We start from the raw sequence: 21,886 nt of genomic DNA, 5'->3' as shown, positions 1-21,886 counted from the left end.
AAGTTTTTGAAGACGGTGACGTGCGCACGCCGAAAGGAATGAAAACGTGCGCACGTCACCGCTTCTTTTTCGCGGTGGTCGCTTCACCGCATGCGGCGACAGCACGTCCGGATGCCGAAGCCGCACACTCATAAGATCACCATTGGTTCTGTCCGTAGGATTCTGGCCAACCCCGGTGCATCGACGCGACACGAACCTCGGTGTAAACGTAGTCATCGCCGGGTGATTCACCAGGATCAGGTGCGTCAGCGGTCGGCGGCCATGGATGAAACGTCTGTAGCTGCAAACTTTGCAGCCACGGTTGCTCGGGGTAGTCATAGACATCGAAGACACCGTTGAGTAGCCACCCGCTGAATGCGAGACGCGCGGGCCATGACCATGACGCGAGACTTGCACCAGACGGTGTCGCAGGCGGAGCACCAATGATCACCGGCATAATCAGCTACCCAAGTCGCTCGACTGAGACAACCCTGTGAGCAAATTGATTGCGCCGGGACGGATCACAGCAATCACAGAACGCAGCTCAGCGCGGAAGCTAACCAAGTTCTGTGTCCATTCGGTGTCACCCCATGGGTTCGCCGCGATTTCGAGTGACTGTCGCACCAGGTATCGGCACGCCAACGCGGTGTCCATGATGATCGCTTGGCCTTGCGGAACATGCACGCTCGTCTTGACCGGCACACCCCACAAGTCGTCGAGCGAACCAATCTCGTTCGGGCTCATGATGTTCAGCAAGAACGCGCCTGTTGTCGACTTCTCGCGTCTCAGGGCTCCCCAGGTGTACGGGTGGAGCAGCACAAGATCGGGGTCGCCCAGGACGTTCGGCTGCTGACGAATGTCATCGAAACCTTGCAGGATCGTGTCCAGCGGCGTGTCGTCGGTCGCCGCGTTGAATGCGCGGGTGAGCGTGCCGCTGGTGTTCAAGATGCCTGTCATGCCGGGTGAGCCTGAACCAGAAAGGATTTGCGAGTCCTCAGCGTCGCGCACAGCGTTCGACACCAGACGAGGCATCCAATCCTGGAAGACGGGCCAGTCCGCCAAGATTTCGTTCGAGGCGCTGCCGAGCGCCGCGATCTTGATCGGAACGAACGTTTCTTTGGTGAGCGTCACCCCGATGTCGGCTTTGACACCAGCTTCACTCACGACAGCGGCCGGGTTGGTGTTCGACCCCTGCACCGGCAACTCGATCGACGGCGCTTGGATCATCATCGTCGGCAGGTATTCGCTCACCGGTGTGACAGCACCCGGGAAGCGGTACTCCTGGAACAGGTCTGAGCGCAGATCAGGAGGCAGAATACCGCTTGGGTACACCCCGCCTTCGAGAACCGGCGCGCTCGTCGTCGTCTTGAAACCGGAGCTGTCAGAGAAGCTTTTGCACTCGACGCGGAACGGCGCGCCGTGCTTCAACGCTTGGTACATGCCGTAAAGCTGTTCCTGGTCGATGTCCAGTGCGTCATCGCGTCGCGCGATCTGACGGCCACCATCGGGCGGTGTAACCGACTTCGATTTACCGCCGCCGAAGAAACCAGCACGACCATCAGGCGCGCCGTCTTTGTACTGAGAGCGCCACTGCTGCATCGATGACGCGCAGGTGTCGCCGAAACTTTTCGCTTTCGTGTACGTACGTTCTTCGCTGTTCAACTTTTCGTTCTCCGCTTCGAGACGCGTCATCGATTTGTTGAACGCGGATTCGTTGATAGCGCCGCTGACAAGCTGCGCGTAAATAGTTTGTGAGTCAGCGCGCAAAGCCTCACGGCGACTGGCGATCTGACGAGGGGTGAGTGTCATTGAAAATTTCCCCTTCCTGGGGGTGGAACGCGCCAACTTTCGGGCGCACGAAAACACAAGGGATTGCTCGGCGGCGGCTTCACAGCGGCGGCGGCTCAATTTGCGGCGGCGGCTCTTAAGCGGCGGCTGAAACTAAGCGGCGGCCAAGAAAGCGGCGGTCGTCAGCAAACCATATTGTAGAACATGCATACGACAAGTTCTAGACTGCGTCACGCGCGTCGCGCACCTTGTCGAGCAGTTCTTCGTTCAACGGGTCGCACATCAGCTCTGTCACGGCCTCAGCGAGCCGCTTCTCCGCGGCGGTGTAAGTCGTGCACTTTTGCACCAGCTGCGCGTACGTCAACAACCGTGCCGCTAAAGCATCGGGGCCTGAAAACGGGTGCAACGCTTTGAAACGTTGCGTGCGACGAAGCGCAAGCATGCAGTCGACAGCCTCTGTCAGCGACGAACACGACGCACGCTCGCGCAACACACTCACATCGACCACATCCAGCCGTGCAGCAACTCGTCGATCGTGATGTCGCCGCCGATGGCGTCACCATCATCAAGCCAGGCGTACTCGTCGTCGCTCATTCTGGCTCTCCGAACTCGTCAGCCAGCAAATACCGGATGTTGAACATCCGGTCCCACGACTTCTCACTGTGCGGATCACGCACCCACGCCAAATATGCTTCACCGAAGTCGATCAGCAACAACCTCGGTAACGTAGCGGCGACATCATGCAGCGGATTCGTCCGTTGCACCGCAAGAAAATTAGCCTGCGCGACCAGCGGCCGCGCCTCGCACTCGTCAGGTAAATCGTGAAAGTTCTTGCGCTGAGCCAGCTTTAACCGATCCCATGCGGCGATGAACGCGCGACCCTCGACATCGAACTTCACAACAACGAAACTAGCAAATACACACGACAACATCAGCGGTCAACAAGCGTGTTTGCTGACGGTAAAAGCCACCATCAAGCACCGACAAGACGGTGTCAAAACCACCGCAAGGCCGCAACAAAACCACCGCTAAGCACACGGCGCTTTTGTGCTTCACACCTAGAAAACCCTGTGAAGTGCAGAAACAGCGCTTTCACGGGGTGCTTCGGCAGGATTGCGGTAGCAGTGTTAAACACTGACACACCAGGACCCTCCGTGTACGAATATAGGGTGCCTAGCAGTCGGCCCGCCGGGAGTTTGCCGGAAACCGGCTACCCCCCCATCAGTGCAGCTCACAGGGTTATCAATGCAGCATCTACGTTCTCTGCCATGCCAGACGCAGCATCGCCGCAGCTCAGAGGGTTACGCACGCTTGTTTGCTGGCGGTGCTGAACGGTTGATGCGCGGGTTCTGCAGCAAACGAAGATCACACGCACGGCGGGTTTCCTGTTTCCCAGCTAGCGCGAATGACTTCGATTGCGTCGGGTGGTGGTTTCGCGCGTTCAGCTGTCGCGTTTCGACCGACGTCGCATTGCCGGCATTTCACTCTGCCTGCCGCCGCCACATGGTCGAGGCACGTCGCGCACAGTCTCACGGTCACAGCGTCGAGTTTATGCGCACTGAATGATGATGCGGTGCAGGATATCTCGCGCGAGGAATATGAGATTCCTTGTAGCACAACGGGTTATAGCTAAGTAGACTTGAATTAGTGGCTGATCAGCCATTTCACACCCGAAGGGAGAAACCATCATGTTGTACGCCATCATCGCCGCGCTTGTCGCGACGCTGTTCATTGCGATCTCGATCGGCGCTGCCGTGAAGGCGGTCACGCGATGAACGAACACGACTTCGACGACGAGTTCGAAGACGACCTCGACGTTTTTAACCCGTACCCGTACAACCGCTAAGGAGAAACAGAAATGACTGCACGTAAGACCCTGTTCGCAGTGGTGAACAGCATCGCCGGTAGCAACTACACGCAGTTCCAGATCAAAGTTTGGGACGCCCGTAAGAAATGCTCGAAGGTGTACAGCGACGAGATTTTCCCGACGCGTGCCGCCGCGAAGAAAGCGGTGGACGATGACGAGAAGTTGACGCGCGTCGACAGCTTCCGCGTTGCGCGTGAGCGCACCGAGGGCATCACCATCGAGCCGAAGCGCGCGGCTGCTGTCGAGAATCCTGCCGCGTCGTCGGCTGATGTCGCGTGAACGCCGCGGCGATCGCTTCCCGGCTTGTCACTGTGATGATCGTCGTCAACGTTCCTGTCGCCGTCTGGTGCGAGGTTTCACACGCCGAACTGGCTGAGCGTGTTGACGCGATGCTGTTGGGGGTCTTCGGGATTGAGATCGGCGTGCGTGCGGTGCTGGCGATTCGTCGTCGTCGCTGGGATACGTGGCTCGTCGTCGACACGGTGATTGTTGCGTTGGCGGCGTTGCCGTACGCTGCGCTGCCGGTTGTTCGCGTCGCGCGTGTCGCGCACCTCGGACGGCACATTGCGCACCTGCGACACGCGACACTCGCACGGCTGGTGCACGCATGAGTCGCCTAGTGGGTGTCGCGTGCGCGGCGCTGTTCGTCGTCTTCGGTGTTGACGATCCGTCGCCTGGGTATGCACCGCCGGGGCCGAACGGTGATGCCCCGCAGGTGATCCGGCTTCCTGCTGTCTGCTCTCACGCGATGATCGCTTGCGGGTTCTGGTTCGACCCCGACACAGGTACGTGGCGTCCGACCACCTAATCCCTTGTTGGTGAACGAAAGGAGGTTGCCTATGGTTTGATTCGACGAACACGAACCCTCGGGCGGGCTGCTGCACACCAACACCTCAGCAACCCGCCCGACGTGGGTCTCAACCATGCGTTACCACCCTCTCAGCGGGTCTCTCCGGGACTTTACGCTCTGCGTGCACGTACACGCACTCTGTGAGTTTTTTCAGCGTCTACGTCAGCAGACGGGTTATCCAGCTTCTTCAGAATCTCGTCGACACGCCGAGCGCGTTTCTTCAGACAGTCGGGGCAGAGTTTGCCCTGCGCCGCAGGGTGTTTCAACTGGCGGCTACATCCCCGGCAGTACGGACGGCTCATCTCGTGCTCCTCAACGGTTCAAGCCAGCGCCGGCAGAACGGGCATAAGTAGTCGCGTCGGCAGGAACACGCCTTCAGCGCGAGCGCAACCAAAGCGGAATCGCTACCCATGCTCGTGCCGGGTTGGTGGCGAGACGCTGAGCGGCGGTTGCCGTTTCCCTGTAGTGCCGTCCCCCGGTGCGTTGGTGACGTACCCGGCCACCGTGACGGGAAGCCTAGAGAAGAACAGACGTGGCCTTGGTGGGGTTGTTTCTTTGAGTGAGCCGGTGAGCGCGCGCGCAGCGCGTGCGAAGAGAACGACGCGAAGAGCGTCGTTCAGCTCCGTTGGTGGTATCCCAAAAAGCCAGAACCAAAAAGCAACCCAAGCACCGAACAAGGACCAAGGACGTAGAGAAGATATATAAGAGCGGCGGATGAGAAACACCCTTTGAGCAGCGGTTCTGGAAACCAATGTAACGGTGTGACCGTTACCTCGTAACGGTCGGACCGTTACATTCGGGGGTTTGAGCACGGTCGCACCGTTACATTGCGTCATGACTGTCCCCGTCTGCGACAACATGAAGCTTCGCTTTGTGCTGCTGCTCGCGGCGGCGTTCGCGTTTGCGTTCATGAACAGGACAAGGACGATTAGGGTCGCCCATTCCGCCCTGGATGGCGTGACCCGGCACGACAAGGCATTCCGCGCAGGATTCGTTGTCGAGCCATTCGAACCGGATCGCCCGGTTGATGGCCTCAGCGACGCGCTGTCGTGGTACCCGCTCAAACGGTTTGCTGTCCGTGGGCGGGGTTCCTAATATCCATGAGAGCTGTCCGCGGCGAAAAGTCGCGTGCCCGTTCGCTTCATGTCTCGCATAGGCGAGGCACGCGACGCGTAACCATAGGGGCAGTTTCCTGTCGTTGGCGCGCTCTTCCCACGCCCGCTGGTAGTGCCTTGCCCACGGATTCATTCGGCCCCGCCGTCGTCGTCGAACAGCACGCTCTGGTCCTTGTCGAACACGAACAGCTGACCTTGGTCAACGGTCAGCTCGTCCAGCGCTTTGTTCATTGATCCGGTGACGCGCTGGTGCACGAAACGAATCCCGGGCCTGGCGTGGTTCTGTTCGTCGCGCACGTCGTCGCACCATTCTTCGCGCAACTCGTCGACACACCGCCCAAAGTCCCTGTCCCTGAACAAATCTTCAAGCGCTTGGGCGTCTTTCGCCATTCGGTACAGGCGACGGCTGATCTTCGCCGCAAGCGGGGACTTCGGCTTCGGCGGCTCAGCAGGCAACGCCTTACTGACGATGCTGCGCCACGACGATCCGTAAGTTTGCAACGCGTTGCGAACTTCGTCTTCGGTGGTGAACTTGTCGGCGAACTTCATCCGGTAGTTGGCCTCGCGCTGACTGATCCCGTGGGTCTTCACGACCTCGGCCATGACACCTGGCGGTAGCTGTTTTTTACCGTCGCGGCGCTGCCGCAGCACGCGACCGAACTCCCAGCGCGCTTGGATGCTGTCCGCTTCGTTTCCGGCGATCCGCTCAGACAGTTCTTTCAAAGCGACTCGCCACTCGTCGTCGTCGAACAGCGACGGCTCCGACGCGGTCACCGGCGCACCGGCTTCAGCAGCTCCGCGAGTGCGACGCGTTGCTCGTCGCTGAGCTTCGGCGCGAGTGACAGCAGCAGCGACACGTACGAGTCGGCGTCGGGGGTTTCGACAGCAGACACCGGGATGCGTATGAGCCGCTTGCCAACGCGAACATGCGGGATTGTTCCGTCGAGGATTCCGCGGTCGACAGTCGACATGCTGACTTGCATCAGCTTGCCGTACTGCTTACGGGTGATGTACTCCACTTTTCGGTTCCTTTGGAGGTCAGGAAGACCGAGCGCGCGACAAGGTTTGTCGCTAACTCGGATCTCCCGTCACTCCCATGAGAACCATGGGGAGCTTCGTCGGGCATAAACCCCGCCTCGGCGGAGCTACTCAGCTAGGCGCGCAGCGCAAGAACTGCTGAGGATCGACTGGTGTCTTCAGTTGTCGAGTTCATTCTTCACAAGAGCTCCTCGGTCGTCAAACAGTCTGGCGAAGTCTGATCGGAGTGTTGAGCGAGAGTTCCACGTTCGGCGTGTCGCGCCCAGAACCACCACCACAACGGCTCCCAGTTCGTCGCTGCTGTGCGCGCTGTCAGGGGAGGCCCTCTCGATGGAACCATTCAACCTTTGTGGGTTTACTGCCGGGCGGGGCTTGATCGTTGGGTTCCATGGTGAACTCGACGGGGGCTTGGAATCGGGGAGGCGCGTTCGGATCGTCGGGCCACTTAAAGCCCACGGGGTATCTGACCCTCATGCATACGGCCCCCATCACGCCGATGCTGAGGTATTTCTTCGCCGGCCAGGAAACCGAATCAAGCATCTTGCCCTTGGCGTTCTCTTTCATCTGACCAAGGGCGGGAACGTTTTTGCCACACTGGATTATGCACGGTAGGAACTCTTTGGGAAGGTCGCCGTACACCACGATCTGTCCGGACCCGTCCGGGGAAAGCGTGGCAACGACGCACTCTTTGCTTACTTCTTCCGCGTCGTTCGCGGATCTCTTTGCCCTTGGGGCAGCGTCGCGGTTAGTGATGGCGACCGCATCGCTCAGGTCATCTCGGTCGGGATTTCGGGAGATTAGGTCGAGCAGCGCCTGCCGTTGTTCCGGCAAGACCGCCTTTGGCCACCCAGTGATGACGTTACGAGGATGCCCCGCTCTGATGCGGGTGCAGAACAGGTTGTCCTCCCCTTTCTCTTTCTGCGGTTGGTCCGGGCGCTCAAAGTTGCTGATGACCCATATGCGGGGAATGCTGTTCTTGTCGTAGGCGATCATCGTGAAGGTGGTGCGTCTGTCTTCTGGAGCGATCGCACGCAGCCAGTTGCCCTCGCGCTTCAACAAACGAACAATGTCTTCTGGGTTCCTCCGCTCATCGGGCGAATGCACCAACAAGTTTTCGAGCCAGGTCGCCGTGTCATGTTCGTAGTGCCTGGCGATGCCGGTGTAACAGAGCAGTCCTGACCACTTGGGGTAGGTCAGAACGAATTGTTTTTGAGCCGTGTCGCTGTCGACGTCTCTTTTTCCGTCGGCGTCGGTGAATGTGAGACGAAAATCTGAACTCTGGGCCATGAGCCACCGCGCCGCCGTGGTGATGTTCAGCGTCACGTTGCCCCATTTTTGTGCCGGCTCGGTGCAGCGCGCACCAGCCAGCTAGCGTACCGCTCTGCTCTCAGTCGTCGTCGTCGCCCGGTGCGTCCCACGTCTGCGTGTCGGGGTCGAAGCGGAAGCCGCAGCTGACCATGTAGCTGAGGCAGTGCGGTGAGTACGTTTGCGCGCCGGGGAATCGCGAGCCGTCAGGCGAGGGGATTTGGTAGCCGGGGCTGGGTGCTGGTGTCGAGTTGTCAGCGAGCGCGTGCAGCGAACAGCAGCGCAGCAGCCGCAGCGACGACGAGCGCTCGTGTTGTGATCATGGCTGGATCGTCTCACCGTTTGGGTATGGTGTCACCAAGCGTCAGAACGTATCAGAACACGTAATGCGGTGGCGCTGAAGTGTTTTCCGCGAGTCTTTGCTGTGTTGGGCAGTAGCACTTGATGTTGTGGGCGTGGGTTTTGCCGCCGCAGGCGAACGGGACGGTGTGGTCGAGTTCGCAGTAGGTGGCCGGGACGTCGCAGCCGGGCCAGCGACAGGTCAGGTCGCGGGCGCGTACGAAATCGGCCAGGGCTTTCGAGGGCCGGTAGCCGGGTTCGGGGGGCGCGTAGCCGGGGTGGATCAGCGGTACCAGTTTGGCCGAGGCCGCGAGTTCGGCGAGGAGTTCGGGGGTGATCAGTCCGTCGGCGCTGATCTCGGCGGCCGGGGCGTCGCTGGTGCCGGTGAGGCTGTCTTGGGAGGCGATGACGTGGATGGTCACCGGCGAGGCGGGCCGCCGTGTCCCGGCGGTGCAGTCCGGGCGCGCGCAGCGGCACCCGAGCCGGTCCGCACCGGCGGCCAGGGCGCCCAGGGCGTCGGCGCGGCGCGCGGCCACAGGGCGTGGGTCGTGTTCGCACACGGTGGCGGCCAGCGCGTTCAGGCGCGCGTCCAGCGCGTGGGCGTCGGGGGATAACAGGCTGCCCCCGATTTGGCAGATGCCGTCGAGGGCCGGGGAGATCCAGATTTCGCGTTCGGTCTGGCGTTCTTTGCGGCGGCGGACCGCGTCGGCGTCGACGCGGGCCACGATGGCATCGACTTTGGCCGCCAGGCGCCCCCGCGTCAGGGAGGGCCAGCGCGCCACATTGGTGGCCACCCGTTCGTCGACTGTGACCATCACGTCGGCATCGACGATCAGATCGGTGCGTGAGGCGATGGTGGTGAACGCGGCATAGCCGATGTCGCCGGCGGCGAACACCGCCGCGACCTGGGGGAGTCGTTCGTGCATGGCGCGCGCATAGCCGACGCGTTCGAGCGCGTGGCGCTGCGAGATCCGCAGGCCGGCGGCGACTTCGGCGGCCACGGCGTCCATGGTGTCGATGGCCCAGTCTTCGGTCTCGGTCGAGGACTGGGAGAGCCGGTAGCGGAACAGTCCCCCGATCGCGCTCAATTGCGCGGCCACGGCCTGGTTTTCGATGCGCACCGCAGCAGAGACCTGGTCGAGCCAGTCGGTGGACTCGCGGGTCGGGGTGCGCTGGCGAAAGCGGTCGCCGAGCTCTTTGGCCCACTCGTCGAGCACCGATCTATCGAACATACATTCGAATGTACCACCGGCCGACGACAAGTGATGCGGACAGCGCCCAGGCGCCCGCAGTCGCTACCCTGGAACCATGCCGCCGACTGTTGACATGGGAATTCCTGGCGCATCCAGGTCGGTCACAGCTGGCCCCACCGAGAAGCGGGTCCTCCTTGCCGAGCCTCGCGGGTATTGCGCCGGTGTGGATCGCGCCGTCGAGACGGTCGAGCGTGCGCTGGCAAAGCACGGCGCCCCGGTCTATGTGCGCCACGAGATTGTGCACAACCGGCACGTGGTCGACACCCTGCAAAAGGCCGGCGCCGTGTTCGTCCAGGAGACCGACGAGGTTCCCGAGGGCGCCATCGTGGTGTTCTCCGCCCACGGCGTCGCTCCGACGGTGCATGCCGCGGCCGCCGAACGGAACCTGCACACCATCGACGCCACCTGCCCGCTGGTCACCAAGGTGCACAACGAAGCCCGGCGATTCGCCCGCAACGACTACGACATCCTGCTGATCGGACACGAGGGTCATGAGGAGGTCATCGGGACCGCCGGAGAGGCGCCCGAGCACGTCCAGCTGGTCGACGGGGTCGCCGCCGTGGACCACGTGACCGTCCGCGACGAGAACAAGGTCATCTGGCTGTCGCAGACCACGCTCTCGGTCGACGAGACGATGGAGATCGTCGAGCGGCTGCGTGAGCGGTTCCCCAAGCTGCAGGATCCGCCCAGCGACGACATTTGCTACGCGACGCAGAACCGGCAGGTCGCGGTCAAGGCGATGGCACCCGAGTGCGAGCTGGTCATCGTCGTCGGTTCGCGCAACTCGTCGAACTCGGTGCGGCTGGTCGAGGTGGCGCTGGGCGGCGGCGCCGGCGCCGCTCACCTGGTCGACTGGGCCGACGACATCGATCCGGCGTGGCTGGAGGGCGTCACCACGGTGGGCGTCACCTCGGGTGCGTCGGTCCCCGAGATCCTGGTGCAGGGCGTCCTGGAACGGCTGGCCGATTGCGGCTACGGCGTGGTGCAACCGGTGACGACGGCCCAGGAGACGCTGGTGTTCGCGCTGCCCCGCGAAATTCGGAAAGTTCCGAAGAAGAACTAGCCGTCATACTCCCAGGACTGTGCCGGGGGCCGGCCTGGGGTGCGTGATCGCCCGCGCCGCTCGGGGCGGGGTTCCTCGTCGTACGGGTCGCGCGGCGCTGACCCGCGGTAGCGGACCTGCGAAATCGGGTGGTGCGTCGGGGCGGTGCCGTTCGGGGTCCGCCGGCGCGGCGGCTCATAGGGCTCGTACGCCTCGTAGGGGCTGAAGTCGCCGTAGCGATCGCCGCGAGGGGCCGGCCGCTCATAGCCGCTGCGGCGCCCGTAGGGATCGCGGCGCGTTTCCCGCGGCGGCTGGGCATTCGGCTCGTAGTCGCCGGCCGGCCTGGGGCGGCGTCGCGGCCGACGCTCGTTCGGGTCGAAATCGCGGGTCGAACCGGAGCCACGGCGGCTAGAGTTCCGCCGCCGTTCGGCCGGCGCCTCGTAGTCCTGCTCCAGCGGGGCCCGGGAATGGCGGGAGCGGGTTCGGGCGGATCGCCGATCGGATGCCTGCGCGGCGGACCTAGTGCCGCGGGCCGACCGGCTGCGACGCTCGACGGCCTTGACCCGCTCGGCGTCAGCGGACGAGCCCTCGTCCTCGTCGTTGGCGTCGCGGCTCAGCAGCGACGCCAGCTTCGCGGCCATGCCGCTGACTACCGACTTTGTCTCGGACGTTTCCGCGGCGTCGGAAGCATCGGCGGCGTTCGTCGTCGGGCGGTGGGTCAACCCGAAATACCAGCGGATTAAACCGATCAACAGCACCCCGCCGGACGTTCCCAGCATCAGCGGGAAACGCTCGATCAGCGGATAGCCGCAATTAATCAAAAGGTCTTTGAGGTTGCCGACCTTGCCGCCGTGGAACAGCCAGTAGGCGCCGGGCACCGCGCAGAAAAGGATCAGCGGCGGCTGGATGACGGCGGTGAACACCCCCGACTGCCGGACCACCAGGACGGCCACCACACAGCCAGCTATGTAGAGGAAAGAGAAAACGTCGGTGAGGTCCTTGTGGCCAGATCCGGCGTCGATCGCATAGCCGATCGCCGTCGCGATGGTGGCGATCAGCAGGGCCGCCCACCATGGCAGACCTGGGATGTTCGGGTGGACAGACCGATGGGACGCCTCCACCACCGATCCCGCCCGCTGTTCTGGCACATTAGAACCGTACCGGTAATGGGCCCAAAGCCCCGTAAATACCTTGTAGAGATGCCTTGGCGTGCCATGCGCGGGGTCGCCCTAGACTTGGCTCCCTGTGAGCCTGAGCCTGGGAATCGTAGGTCTGCCCAATGTCGGCAAGTCGACGCTGTTCAACGCGCTGACCCGGAACAACGTCGTGGCGGCCAACTATCCGTTCGCGACGATCGAGCCCAACGAGGGCGTCGTTTCGCTGCCTGACCCGCGCCTGGCCAAGCTGGCCGAGATGTTCCACTCGGAACGCATCGTCGCGGCGCCGGTGACCTTCGTCGACATCGCCGGCCTGGTCAAGGGCGCGTCCGAGGGCGCCGGGCTGGGGAACAAGTTTCTGGCCCACATCCGCGAATGCGACGCCATCTGTCAGGTGGTGCGGGTGTTCTCCGATGACGACGTGACGCACGTGAGCGGCGAGGTTGATCCCAAGTCCGACATCGAGATCGTCGAGACCGAGCTGATCCTGGCCGACATGCAAACCCTGGAGCGCGCGCTGCCCAGGCTGGAGAAGGAAGCCCGAACCAACAAGGAGCGTAAGCCGCTCTACGACGCGGCGCTGGCCGCCCAGCAGGTGCTGGACAGCGGCAAGACGTTGTTCTCCGCAGGGGTGGACACCTCGCTGCTGCGTGAACTGAACCTGTTGACCACCAAGCCATTTCTGTATGTGTTCAACGCCGACGAGGGCGTGCTGACCGATGCGGCGAAGGTGGCCGCGCTGCGCGAGCTCATCGCACCCGCGGACGCGGTATTCCTGGACGCTGCAATCGAATCCGAGCTGGCCGAGCTCGACGACGAGTCGGCCGCCGAGCTGCTCGAGTCGATCGGGCAGACCGAGCGGGGCCTCGACGCGTTGGCGCGGGCCGGCTTTCACACCCTCAAGCTGCAGACCTACCTGACGGCGGGCCCAAAAGAGGCGCGCGCGTGGGTGATTCACCAGGGCGACACCGCACCCAAGGCCGCCGGGGTGATCCACTCCGACTTCGAAAAGGGCTTCATCAAGGCCGAGATCGTGTCCTACGACGACCTGATCGCCGCCGGGTCGATGGCGGCGGCCAAGGCGGCCGGCAAGGTCCGGATGGAGGGCAAGGACTACGTCATGGCCGACGGCGACGTGGTTGAGTTTCGGTTCAACGTGTAACAGCCATACTGCGACACACGGCTCGTCGGCGTCTATCACGCTAGAATTCTGTACATGACGACGCTGCCGCTGGCCGAGGTCCGGGCTAACCTGTCCAAGCTGGTTGACGAGGCGGTCCGCACGCACGAGCGCATCGAGGTCACTCGGCAGGGCCGCCGGGCGGCGGTAATTCTCAGTGCCGACGACTATGACTCGATCATGGAAACCCTGGCCATCCTAAGCGACCCAGAACTCCTCCGTGAAATCCGCGCAGCGGAGGCCGAGGCCGAGGACGGCCAGCTGTACACGCTCGACGAGGTAACCGAGGAGATGCGTGCTAACGGTCGACTTCCGCGGTGACCTACCGAATCGAGTTGACGCGAGCGGCGAAGCAGGCGCTAACCGATCGCCTACCCGAGGCGGCAGCCGTCGCGTGTTGGGAGTTCATTCGGGGTCCCCTCGCGGAAAACCCTCAGCAAGTTGGCAAACCACTTCGCGATCGGCTTGAGGGGCGGTACTCGGCGCGCCGGGGCGAATTTCGGGTGATCTACCAGATCTTCGACGAGCGAGTCGTGGTGCGTGTCATTCATATCGCGCACCGTCGTGACGTTTACCGGTGACCCGCTCGAATGCTGAAGTGTTGGGCGTCAACAGTTTTGGAGTAACATGCTGCGCAATCCGTCGAAGGAATCAGCACGTGCTCATGCGACGTCAGCTCGATAGCCCTAGCCCGCGGTACCCGGGTGTGCCGGTCCTAGGCCGGCGACCGCAACTCGCAGGCCGAACGTCTACCGCTTCGCCTCAGGCAGCGGACGGCTGACGCACGCTTGCAAGGCAGGCCCCGATCGGACAACCGCATCTGTCGGTGGGGCTGCGTACCCTCCGTGGCCGAAGGCGCTGTGGAGGCAGCGCGACGTAGGCCGTGGACGGAGACCTCATGAAATTTGTTTCGACCCGCATCATCACAGCAGATGTCAGCCGCTTGGTCGCCTTTTACGAAATGGTCACCGAGACTGACGCCGTCTGGGGCAACGAACTGTTCGCGGAGATCCCTACGGAGGTTGGCGTGCTCGCCATCGGTAGCGACAAGACGGTGGCGCTGTTCGGACAAGGGTCTGCTGAGCCGGCGGCGAACCGAAGCGCCATCATCGAGTTCATCGTGGACGATGTCGACGCCGAGTACGAACGGCTGCGCGGGAGCATCGGCGAAGTGGTGACCGCACCGACCACGATGCCGTGGGGTAATCGTGCTCTGCTCTTTCGAGATCCAGATGGGAACCTGGTGAATTTGTTCACCCCGGTCACGGAGGAGGCGCGCGTCAAGTTCGCCGAGCGCTTGCGTCACTTACCGTGAGTGGATGACAACAACTGGCCAGCCCGACTCCGCAGCCCATAGCTCCACTTCGCGCACGCTTCGGTGTGCCGTGTACGGATTTATCGCCGTCGTCGCGCTCGTTGCGACGTGGGGGGCGAATCTGGACTATACGTTCGACGGGTTCATGCACAACTTCATGAACGACCTCAGGGTCACGCCGGCGAGTCGCTCGTACGCGGGTGATCTCGTAATGTTGGCGCTCGCCGCCGTGATCTTGATGGTGGTCGAGGCTCGAAAGCACGGTGTCAAGTTTGTTTGGTTGTACATCCTCGGCGGCTTCGCGGTCGCGATAAGTGTCACGTTCCCGCTGTTTCTCATCGCCCGCGAGTTACGGATGAACCCCGCCGACACAGCACGTCTGCGTACAACCGACGTGATCCTTATCGGTGTCGTCGCCGTCCTGGTCGCGGGCCAGATTGTATGGGTGGACATGGTCTAGAGCAGAAATCCGCTGCGCCTTAACGTCTTTGGCGACGGCTACCAGGATCACCCTTCCGCGGTGAACACGTCGATCGGGCGGCCCAGCGTCAACATCACCAGCGGGATTTGTCGGCTGGTCGACTGCTGATAGGTGAGGTACGGCGGATACAGGTGAGCCATGTACGCCCATACCTGGTGGCGCTCTTCGCCTTCGGGCTCCCGCCACGTCGCCTCGAACGCTTGGGTTGCGATCTGCACTCCGATTGTGTTGCTGGCCAAGATATTCAAGTACCAACCCGGGTGCGTGTCGGCGCCGCCCTTGGATGCGACGACGACGATCTCGCCTCCGACGTTGCCATAGATCAGCGGCGTGATGTAGACCTTGCCCGACTTGCGGCCCACATACTTGATCAGGCAGTGCGTGGTCACCGCCCGACCGCCGATCTCGGTCAGGTCCATGATGTGGCCCCGCGTGCCGGCGGAGGTCAGATAGGTCTCGAGGTGCTCGCTGATCCAGTCGCTTCGCACTTTGCGGATTGCTGCGGCATCGGCGTCGCCCATGATGACTCCTGAACGTTAGACGGGGCGAAGGGGATTGGACCAGCCCGTGTCGCTGCCTTCGCCAGGTTGCTTCATGTAACCACGCGCCCGTCCAGTTTGTGCGGGCCCCCGTCTACGTCGTTGGCAACGGAGCCACACGTCGCTTAGATGTAACGACATGGCCGATATCGAACTCTCCTGTGGGCTGCCCCCGGGGCCCGACTTCGCCGATCTGGCGGTGTTGGCCGAATCGCTGGGCTACGCGAGGGTGTGGATCTTCGATTCCGCTCCGCTGTGGGAGGACCCGTTCGCGCACCTCGCGTTGGCGGCCAGCCGGACGACGCGGATCGGGCTGGCCACCGCAGTCCTCATTCCGTCGCAACGCTCGGTAATGGCGATGGCATCGGGGATCGCGACGATCGTTCGACTGTCCGGCAACCGATTCCGCGCATGCTTCGGCACCGGCAACACGGCTCATGCAACTTTGGGTCAGCCCCCGATGCCCCTGAGCGCATTATTCGACTACGTCGGCTCGCTGCGACGCGTGCTGGCGGGAGAGACCGTTGTGCTTGATGGCAAGCCGGTGCGCATGCTGCATTGGCCAGGCATGTCGGCTCCGCGGCCGGTCCAAGCCCCGCTCTGGCTCAGTGTGCTGGGCCCACGCGGTAACGAGCGGGCGCATGAAGTGGCAGACGGGGTAATCGGACCGCCTCACCCGAAGCTGCCGTCCGCCACGATGATTGCCGGCACGGTGCTCGACGAAGGTGAGGATCCGCGCTCAACTCGCGTTCTGCGGGCGGTCGGACCATGGGGAGTGGCCGTGTGGCACACGGCTTATCACTATGGCGGCGCGGCCGCGGTCGACGCGTTGCCGGGCGGGGCTGCCTGGAGAGCCTCCCTCGAGGCGCTGGGCCCAGCAGAGGAACGTCATTTGCTCGCTTTTGAGGGCCACGCCACTCATCTCTCCGAACGTGACGTTTCACTGCTTGAGCACCTGGACCTCAACAGTCGAATCTCAAATGTGTTGGCGCTGAAGGTCGGTGGCCCCTCGGTTATGAGACAGACGATCGGCCGACTCGCAGCAGCGGGTCACCAGGAGGTTATGTACACTCCCTCGGGTCCCGACGTTGCCCGGGAGCTCGAGGCATTCGCGCGGATCGGTAATTAGGTCCTGCGCGAGAAGGGGTTTCACGTGGCCCTTCGCTCAGCGGGCCGTGTGCGCTACACGTCGTCCGAATCGACGGTGAGCTGACTTTGACTCAGTTATTGCTTGATCTCGGTCGAAGCGAAATGCTTGGGAGATGGCGACGATCAAGCAGTGGATTCGGTGGTTCGGCGGCGCACTTGCGGGCAGCTGTCTCATTCTCACCGCGTTCGGACTGGCCGGTGGCACTTCGGCGCAAGCGGCTCCGGCGCCCGGCAATCACTGGTGTCCGGGTGATCCCTGGAACCCGGGCTGGGGCACCGCCTACGACTGGGATTGGGGCCGCTGCCACGACTGGCAAGGTCTGGCGGGCCAAAACGGTGCGGTGGGTTCGGGACCGTGGGGGCCTATGCCGGGGTGGGCGCCGCCGCCTCCTGCGCCGCCAGCGTGGGCGCCGGGGGCTCATCTGATGTGGAACCCGACCACCGGGGTGTGGGGGTTCTGGAACAACGGAATCTGGACCCCGGCCTAGCGCGGTTTGAGTCGGAACATCGGAATCCGCCGGCCGACGGGTGACGTCTGGTCGCGGTAATCGCGATACCCGGCGTAGACCCGCTCGGCCAGTACAAAGAGCCGCGCGTATTCGTCCGAATCGGTGACCTCGCCGGCCGTGAAGCTCTGGCCTCCGAACTCGCAGTCGGGATGCGCCTTCAGGTTGTAATACCACTGCGGGTGCTTGCTTCCCCCGTAGTTCGACGCCAGCAGGATCACGTCGGGGCCGTCGTGGAAGTAGGTGAGTTGCACCTCACGCCGCTGGCCCGTCTTCGCCCCGGTCGAGACGAGCGGCGCGTTGATGATCGCGCCCATGTTCACCCGGCCGCCGGTAAGCCGGAACAAATAGGGATCGGTGTGGCGTGCGATGTGGCGCGCCATGAACTGGCCGGCCCGAGACCGCCCGAAACGGACAGTGGCCCGATACAGGCGGCCTCGCTTCTGGTGCGGGTCGACATAGCGCAGCGGCACGACTTGAACCGTACTCGTCAGCACCTCGGGGCAGGTCAGCGCGATTGACAATGAACAAAGCGCTTTTGTTCTCGTTTATTCGCCTTTATGTGACATTGTGTGGTTATATACCGCAAGCCATTATTCAATTGAGGCGTGACGCCAGTCACAAATTTTGGTTCGCTAAGTATGTTATTGCTAGCCTCGCTCCCCATGATTACTATTGCGACGTTGCTGGCGCTTGTTAATCAGGTTTCCGGCACGCCCTATATTGCTGGTGGAGATTCTCCTGCTGGGACCGACTGCTCGGGGTTGGTTTCATGGGTTACAAATGCGGCTACCGAGCGGCCGGTTTTCGGCAGCCGCTTCAACACCGGGAACGAAGAAGCGGCCCTACTGGCGCGGGGCTTCCAATACGGAACCGCCCCCAACGCGTTGGTCGTCGGCTGGAATGGCCACCACACGGCGGCCACCCTGCCCGACGGAACGCCGGTGTCCAGCGGTGAAGGTGGCGGCGTGCGCATCGGTGGTGGCGGCGCCTATCAGCCGCAATTCACCCACCACATGTTCCTGCCGATGCCGGAGGAGGGCCCGGGCCTCCCGCCGCCGCCCGACGCACCGCCACCGCCACCATCGCCCGCGATCCTGGTGGACGCGCCGGCTCCCGCTCCGGACCTGCCGCCGCCTCCGGCTCCAGACCTGCCGCCGCCCCCGGCTCCGGAGCCAATCGGTGCCCCCGGAATCGCGAATACATAACAATTCTCCATTCGGCAATTGAATTGATTTGCCGAATAAATCGGCCGGCGAATGGCCTTGGTATGACCGAGGCCATATCGCCGGCCGATTTGTGGTTTACATCACTCGACATCCACCGCGATTTCGTTACCCAACTGATAACCCGGCGCCAGCGGCAACGTGTCACCGCTCCAAAACTTGCCGGGGTCGAACCAGTGGGTTTCCTTATCCGTGACCAGCAGTCCCATTTCCTCGTAGGTGATCGCCACGGTCTCCGCGCAGTACGCGGTAGACAGGCTCATCTTGCGTTCTTCCCGGCGCCGCCGCGTCTGTTCACGAACCTTCTTGTCCACCACCGGGATCCCCCTGACCCAATCGTTGATGGTGGGCAGCCGGCCACGAAACCAGCGGCCGGTCAACCGCGCGGTGGTGGGAAACGCCGTGCCGTCCATCCGCGCGATCACCCGCAGCAGCGCGTTCTCTTGCTGGCCGGTGATGTCCGGCGTCAGCTGGCGCAGCCAGCAGCGCTGGTGGTAGCGCCCGGTCCACTGCAGGACGGCTTGGCGCAGATCGTTGAGCTGCACCCCACGGTGATTGGCTCCGGTCCACAGGTCGACCAGTTTGTCGCCAAGTTCGGCATGCCAGATCAACGGCGGCAAGTCGTCGATGGCCACCGTCATCCCGACATGGTTCACCGGCGCGTTCGTCAAGGTCTGGATGGCACGGTCGGGTCCCGAACCGCCGCGAAACAACCACAAATCGCCGGTCCGGGTTTCGTCGAGTGCTTGGTCGAGGCTCAACATCAGCGCTTGAGCACCTCGTTCGCCACCTTGCGCGCGCTGACGGCCGCCGGATAGCCGGCGTAGCCGGTCAGGTGGTAGATCACCTCTTCGATCTCCTCGAGGGTCAGCCCATTGTTCAGCGCGATCTGGAAGTGGAGCTTCAATTCGTCGCTGGCGCGCAGCGCGATGAGCGCGCCGAGGGTTACCAGGCTGCGGGACCGGCGATCCAGGCCGGGACGCGTCCACAACGCGCCGAAAACGTGCTCAAGGCTCAGCTCGATGAGTTCGTCGGCGACTCCGCCGTCGCGCAGGCTGCTGATCGTGTCCGGCAGGCCGGGCAGCAGCTGCCTGAGCACTTCCAGCCCCTCAGATCGGTTGTCACTCATGGTGTTTGCCTCTCACTGTCAGCTCCGTTGATGACGGCGACATTGTCATGAAAGCTGGCTACTTCTTCCACGGCGGTAATAGCCTGTCAATTATGCGCAGTGTATGGAAGTGGATCGGCCTGGCCGGTGTCGCCGGCGTGGTCGCCGGCGGCGTTCTGGTCGCGCGCGACCAGCGCAAGCGGCGCGCCTACACCCCCGACGAGATCCGCTCCCGGCTACACCAGAAGCTGGCCGAATACGAGGCGGACGGTTTTCAGTCCAAATCGGGATCGGGCTCGTCTTCTACCGCGAACAACCGGTGACTGCCGGAAAAGCCTTTCAACTCGACGTCGCGGCCCTCGTCGAATCTGATCTCGTTGTTGTCGCGCAGGGCGTCGCGCACCGGTTGGCTCACCAGGATCTCGCCGCCGGCCGCTTGCGCGGCGACCCGGGCCGCCATTGCGACGTTGCGCCCGAACAGATCGTCGCCGCGGCGCACCGAGCGGCCCATGTGGATGCCGATGCGCACCCGAATTTCCTCGTGCCGCTTGCGTTTTCCGTCTTTCCTTAGTTCGTGCTGCATGTCGATACCGCACCGCACCGCCTGTTCGGCACGGGCGAAGGCGATCATGAATCCGTCGCCCTGACTCTTCACCACATGCCCGGACTGGCGCTGCACCAGTCGCGACACCAGCTTGTCGTGCGAGCCGATCAGCTTGACCCACGCGCGGTCGCCGATCCGCTCGTTCAACGCGGTGGACTCCTCGATGTCGGAGAACATGATCACCACGCGGCCGTCGCGGGTGACCCGGGCCAGGTCGGGCCGCTCCACCTCGGCCCAGTCGGCGAGGTCCTCGATCGAGCTGCGCACGGCCGCGCCAAACCCCTCCTTGCGCATGATGTTCGCGGTGTTCCACACCGTCTTGACGGCCTCGCGCCCGCTCGACAGCAGGCGGGCTCGGGCGTCGGTGCGTTGCCTTAACTCTTCGGTCTCCTGGCGGCTACGCACCAGCAATCTCCACAACACAACCAGCGCGCATGCTTCGATCACCCCAACGCCGGCGAGCACAAAGACCGCAATTTGCAGCGCGTTACCCACGTCACGCATCTTCGCAATTCCGCGATCGCTTGCGCTTGTCGGACCCCTGAGCAGTGTCTAGGGTTGAGTTTTGACCGCCGCGGGTAGTGCGTCTGACGTGAGCCGATAGTGATTTTCGGGAGGTGCGGCGTGGCTGACGGCGGTGCCGATTCGTCGAACCTGTTCGTGATCTTCGGGATCACCGGCGATCTCGCCCGCAAGATGACATTTCGGGCCTTATACCGGTTGGAGTCTCGCAAGCTGCTGGATTGCCCGATCTTGGGTGTGGCCAGCGACGACATCAGCGTCGAGGATTTGGTCGACCGGGCGCGGGGAGCGATCAACGACGCCGGGGAGAAGATCGACGACGAGGTGTTCGGCCGGCTGGCGGAGCGCCTGGATTACATCCACGGCGACGTCACCGATGATCAGCTTTATCACCAGCTGGCGGAGATGATCGGGTCGGACTATCGTCCGCTGTTCTACCTGGAAATGCCGCCTGCGTTGTTCGCGCCGATCGTCGAAAACCTCGCCAAGGTTGGGTTGCTCGAGCGTGCACGAGTCGCCGTGGAAAAGCCGTTCGGCCATGACCTGGACTCCGCGCGCGAGCTGAATACCCGGCTGCGCGCGGTGCTGGAGGAAGACCAGATCCTGCGGGTAGACCACTTCCTGGGCAAACAACCCGTCGTCGAACTGGAGTACCTGCGGTTCGCCAACCAGGCGCTGGCCGCGGTGTGGGACCGCCACAGCGTCGCCGAAATCCACATCACGATGGCCGAGAACTTCGGCGTCGAGGACCGCGGCAAGTTCTACGACGCGGTGGGCGCCCTGCGCGACGTCGTGCAGAACCATCTGCTGCAGGTGCTTGCCGTCGTCGCGATGGAGCCCCCGGTCGGCTCCAGCGCCGACGATCTCAATGACAAGCGGGCCGAGGTGTATCGCGCGATGCCGGCGCTGGATCCCGAGCACTGCGTGCGCGGTCAGTACGACGGCTACACCGACGTGCCGGGCGTGGCGAAGGATTCACAGACCGAGACGTACATCGCGCTGCGAACCGAGATCGACAACTGGCGCTGGGCCGGGGTGCCGATCTTCCTGCGGGCGGGGAAGGGTCTACCCGAGCGGGTCACCGAGGTGCGGCTGTTCCTGCGTAAAGTGCCCGGGTTGAGCTTCCTGCCGCAACGCCGGCCGGCCGAGCCCAACCAACTGGTATTGCGCATCGACCCCGACCCGGGGATGCGCCTGCAGTTGTCCGCGCAGGTGGGTGACAAGTGGCGCGACGTTCACCTCGACTCGTCATTCGCCGCGGACCTCGGCGAACCGGAGGCGCCCTACGAGGTGCTGTTCCACGCGGCATTGACCGGCGATCGCCAGCTTTTCGCCCGGATCGACAGCATCGAGCAGACCTGGCGCATCGTGCAGCCGCTGCTGGACAAGCCGTGCGAAATCCACGACTACGAGCGCGGGTCGTGGGGACCCGAGGCCGCGGATTCGTTGATGCGCGGCCACCACCATTGGCACGAGCCATGGATGCCTCGCGCCACGCAGGACGCCGAGTAAGGAGACCGGAA

26 protein-coding genes and 1 pseudogene are annotated in these 21,886 nt (G+C 63.2%); 14 read left to right on the top strand and 13 right to left on the bottom strand.

The features are described 5' to 3' along the window. Window positions 1–438: 438 nt before the first annotated feature. The 3 genes from G6N66_RS20905 to G6N66_RS20895 all read right to left on the bottom strand — a co-directional run bounded on the left by G6N66_RS20905 (window position 439) and on the right by G6N66_RS20895 (window position 2,666). The gene (locus G6N66_RS20905) at window positions 439–1,788 is read right to left on the bottom strand and encodes a phage major capsid protein (protein ID WP_085234365.1); all 1,350 of its coding nucleotides are present in this window, start codon (window positions 1,786–1,788) and stop codon (window positions 439–441) included. A 199-nt stretch (window positions 1,789–1,987) separates the two neighbouring features. Next, a complete protein-coding gene (locus G6N66_RS20900) occupies window positions 1,988–2,266 on the bottom strand; it encodes a hypothetical protein (protein WP_085234366.1) in 279 nt (92 codons plus the stop codon). A 91-nt stretch (window positions 2,267–2,357) separates the two neighbouring features. Next, window positions 2,358–2,666: a hypothetical protein gene (locus G6N66_RS20895; protein WP_085234367.1), complete on the bottom strand. Its 309-nt coding sequence runs from the start codon at window positions 2,664–2,666 to the stop codon at window positions 2,358–2,360. 959 nt (window positions 2,667–3,625) lie between these two features. Here G6N66_RS20895 and G6N66_RS20890 point away from each other — a divergent pair. The 3 genes from G6N66_RS20890 (at window position 3,626) to G6N66_RS20880 (ending at window position 5,579) form a co-directional block, all read left to right on the top strand. Then, on the top strand, window positions 3,626–3,913 hold the full coding sequence (locus G6N66_RS20890) for a hypothetical protein (RefSeq protein WP_085234368.1): 288 nt from the start codon (window positions 3,626–3,628) through the stop codon (window positions 3,911–3,913). Next, a complete protein-coding gene (locus tag G6N66_RS20885; RefSeq protein ID WP_085234369.1) occupies window positions 3,910–4,245 on the top strand; it encodes a hypothetical protein in 336 nt (111 codons plus the stop codon). Before G6N66_RS20890 ends, G6N66_RS20885 begins: the two co-directional genes overlap by 4 nt. A gap of 1,073 nt (window positions 4,246–5,318) precedes the next feature. Further along, a complete protein-coding gene (locus G6N66_RS20880; protein ID WP_085234370.1) occupies window positions 5,319–5,579 on the top strand; it encodes a hypothetical protein in 261 nt (86 codons plus the stop codon). Between the two features lie 149 nt (window positions 5,580–5,728). Here G6N66_RS20880 and G6N66_RS20875 read toward each other — a convergent pair whose 3' ends face one another. The 4 genes and pseudogenes from G6N66_RS20875 to G6N66_RS20860 form a co-directional block, all read right to left on the bottom strand. Further along, window positions 5,729–6,373 carry a hypothetical protein gene (locus G6N66_RS20875; protein ID WP_085234371.1) on the bottom strand — a complete coding sequence of 215 codons (645 nt, stop codon included), beginning with the start codon at window positions 6,371–6,373 and terminating at the stop codon, window positions 5,729–5,731. After that, window positions 6,370–6,618, bottom strand: a complete 249-nt coding sequence (locus G6N66_RS20870) for a helix-turn-helix transcriptional regulator (protein WP_085234372.1) — start codon at window positions 6,616–6,618, stop codon at window positions 6,370–6,372. Before G6N66_RS20870 ends, G6N66_RS20875 begins: the two co-directional genes overlap by 4 nt. 331 nt (window positions 6,619–6,949) lie before the next feature. Continuing rightward, complete coding sequence (locus G6N66_RS20865; protein WP_085234373.1) at window positions 6,950–7,960, bottom strand: hypothetical protein; 1,011 nt, start codon at window positions 7,958–7,960, stop codon at window positions 6,950–6,952. 407 nt (window positions 7,961–8,367) lie between these two features. Continuing rightward, window positions 8,368–9,513: pseudogene (locus G6N66_RS20860) on the bottom strand (HNH endonuclease signature motif containing protein); the annotation flags it as partial. A gap of 76 nt (window positions 9,514–9,589) precedes the next feature. On the opposite strand from G6N66_RS20860, the gene G6N66_RS20855 reads away from it, so the two are divergent. Beyond that, window positions 9,590–10,597, top strand: a complete 1,008-nt coding sequence (locus G6N66_RS20855) for a 4-hydroxy-3-methylbut-2-enyl diphosphate reductase (RefSeq protein ID WP_085234375.1) — start codon at window positions 9,590–9,592, stop codon at window positions 10,595–10,597. Here G6N66_RS20855 and G6N66_RS20850 read toward each other — a convergent pair. Beyond that, window positions 10,594–11,724, bottom strand: coding sequence for a DUF6542 domain-containing protein (locus tag G6N66_RS20850; protein WP_179968298.1), 1,131 nt, complete (start codon window positions 11,722–11,724; stop codon window positions 10,594–10,596). The genes G6N66_RS20855 and G6N66_RS20850 overlap by 4 nt on opposite strands. A gap of 97 nt (window positions 11,725–11,821) precedes the next feature. Between G6N66_RS20850 and ychF the strand changes: the two genes are divergently transcribed. The 5 genes from ychF (at window position 11,822) to G6N66_RS20825 (ending at window position 14,688) form a co-directional block, all read left to right on the top strand. Continuing rightward, on the top strand, window positions 11,822–12,895 hold the full coding sequence (gene ychF, locus G6N66_RS20845) for a redox-regulated ATPase YchF (protein ID WP_085234377.1): 1,074 nt from the start codon (window positions 11,822–11,824) through the stop codon (window positions 12,893–12,895). Window positions 12,896–12,949: 54 nt separating this feature from the next. Further along, window positions 12,950–13,234, top strand: a complete 285-nt coding sequence (locus G6N66_RS20840; RefSeq protein ID WP_085234378.1) for a type II toxin-antitoxin system Phd/YefM family antitoxin — start codon at window positions 12,950–12,952, stop codon at window positions 13,232–13,234. Further along, on the top strand, window positions 13,231–13,494 hold the full coding sequence (locus G6N66_RS20835) for a type II toxin-antitoxin system RelE family toxin (protein ID WP_085234379.1): 264 nt from the start codon (window positions 13,231–13,233) through the stop codon (window positions 13,492–13,494). The genes G6N66_RS20840 and G6N66_RS20835 overlap by 4 nt, the downstream gene beginning before the upstream one ends. Before the next feature lie 317 nt (window positions 13,495–13,811). Next, window positions 13,812–14,228, top strand: a complete 417-nt coding sequence (locus G6N66_RS20830; protein WP_085234400.1) for a VOC family protein — start codon at window positions 13,812–13,814, stop codon at window positions 14,226–14,228. 70 nt (window positions 14,229–14,298) lie between these two features. Then, window positions 14,299–14,688 carry a DUF2834 domain-containing protein gene (locus G6N66_RS20825; RefSeq protein WP_232079374.1) on the top strand — a complete coding sequence of 130 codons (390 nt, stop codon included), beginning with the start codon at window positions 14,299–14,301 and terminating at the stop codon, window positions 14,686–14,688. Window positions 14,689–14,735: 47 nt separating this feature from the next. Here the strand turns inward: G6N66_RS20825 and G6N66_RS20820 are convergent, their stop codons facing one another. Then, the gene (locus tag G6N66_RS20820; RefSeq protein ID WP_085234381.1) at window positions 14,736–15,230 is read right to left on the bottom strand and encodes a nitroreductase/quinone reductase family protein; all 495 of its coding nucleotides are present in this window, start codon (window positions 15,228–15,230) and stop codon (window positions 14,736–14,738) included. Window positions 15,231–15,387: 157 nt separating this feature from the next. Here G6N66_RS20820 and G6N66_RS20815 point away from each other — a divergent pair, with 157 nt between their 5' ends. Beyond that, on the top strand, window positions 15,388–16,377 hold the full coding sequence (locus G6N66_RS20815; protein WP_085234382.1) for an LLM class flavin-dependent oxidoreductase: 990 nt from the start codon (window positions 15,388–15,390) through the stop codon (window positions 16,375–16,377). 133 nt (window positions 16,378–16,510) lie between these two features. After that, window positions 16,511–16,885, top strand: coding sequence for a hypothetical protein (locus G6N66_RS20810; protein ID WP_085234383.1), 375 nt, complete (start codon window positions 16,511–16,513; stop codon window positions 16,883–16,885). Here G6N66_RS20810 and G6N66_RS20805 read toward each other — a convergent pair. Then, window positions 16,882–17,376 (bottom strand): nitroreductase family deazaflavin-dependent oxidoreductase, encoded by a 495-nt coding sequence (locus tag G6N66_RS20805; RefSeq protein ID WP_085234401.1) that lies wholly within the window; start codon window positions 17,374–17,376, stop codon window positions 16,882–16,884. The two genes, G6N66_RS20810 and G6N66_RS20805, sit on opposite strands and share 4 nt — an antisense overlap. Window positions 17,377–17,511: 135 nt before the next feature. Between G6N66_RS20805 and G6N66_RS20800 the strand changes: the two genes are divergently transcribed. Next, window positions 17,512–18,111 (top strand): peptidoglycan endopeptidase, encoded by a 600-nt coding sequence (locus G6N66_RS20800; RefSeq protein WP_372515723.1) that lies wholly within the window; start codon window positions 17,512–17,514, stop codon window positions 18,109–18,111. Between the two features lie 101 nt (window positions 18,112–18,212). On the opposite strand, the gene G6N66_RS20795 is transcribed toward G6N66_RS20800, so the two are convergent. Both G6N66_RS20795 and G6N66_RS20790 read right to left on the bottom strand, forming a co-directional pair. Then, window positions 18,213–18,893, bottom strand: a complete 681-nt coding sequence (locus G6N66_RS20795) for a guanylate cyclase (RefSeq protein WP_085234385.1) — start codon at window positions 18,891–18,893, stop codon at window positions 18,213–18,215. After that, window positions 18,893–19,258 (bottom strand): carboxymuconolactone decarboxylase family protein, encoded by a 366-nt coding sequence (locus tag G6N66_RS20790; protein WP_085234386.1) that lies wholly within the window; start codon window positions 19,256–19,258, stop codon window positions 18,893–18,895. Before G6N66_RS20790 ends, G6N66_RS20795 begins: the two co-directional genes overlap by 1 nt. Window positions 19,259–19,350: 92 nt before the next feature. On the opposite strand from G6N66_RS20790, the gene G6N66_RS20785 reads away from it, so the two are divergent. After that, window positions 19,351–19,560: a hypothetical protein gene (locus G6N66_RS20785; RefSeq protein ID WP_085234387.1), complete on the top strand. Its 210-nt coding sequence runs from the start codon at window positions 19,351–19,353 to the stop codon at window positions 19,558–19,560. On the opposite strand, the gene G6N66_RS20780 is transcribed toward G6N66_RS20785, so the two are convergent. Continuing rightward, a complete protein-coding gene (locus G6N66_RS20780; protein ID WP_085234388.1) occupies window positions 19,512–20,345 on the bottom strand; it encodes an adenylate/guanylate cyclase domain-containing protein in 834 nt (277 codons plus the stop codon). The two genes, G6N66_RS20785 and G6N66_RS20780, sit on opposite strands and share 49 nt — an antisense overlap. Window positions 20,346–20,465: 120 nt before the next feature. Here G6N66_RS20780 and G6N66_RS20775 point away from each other — a divergent pair, with 120 nt between their 5' ends. Further along, window positions 20,466–21,875, top strand: coding sequence for a glucose-6-phosphate dehydrogenase (locus G6N66_RS20775; protein WP_085234402.1), 1,410 nt, complete (start codon window positions 20,466–20,468; stop codon window positions 21,873–21,875). The last annotated feature ends 11 nt before the right edge of the window (window positions 21,876–21,886 follow it).

Source organism: Mycobacterium conspicuum (assembly GCF_010730195.1).
GTDB lineage: Bacteria > Actinomycetota > Actinomycetes > Mycobacteriales > Mycobacteriaceae > Mycobacterium > Mycobacterium conspicuum.
The sequence above is the reverse complement of the archived record's forward strand: the minus strand, read 5'-3'. Positions and strand labels throughout refer to the sequence as shown.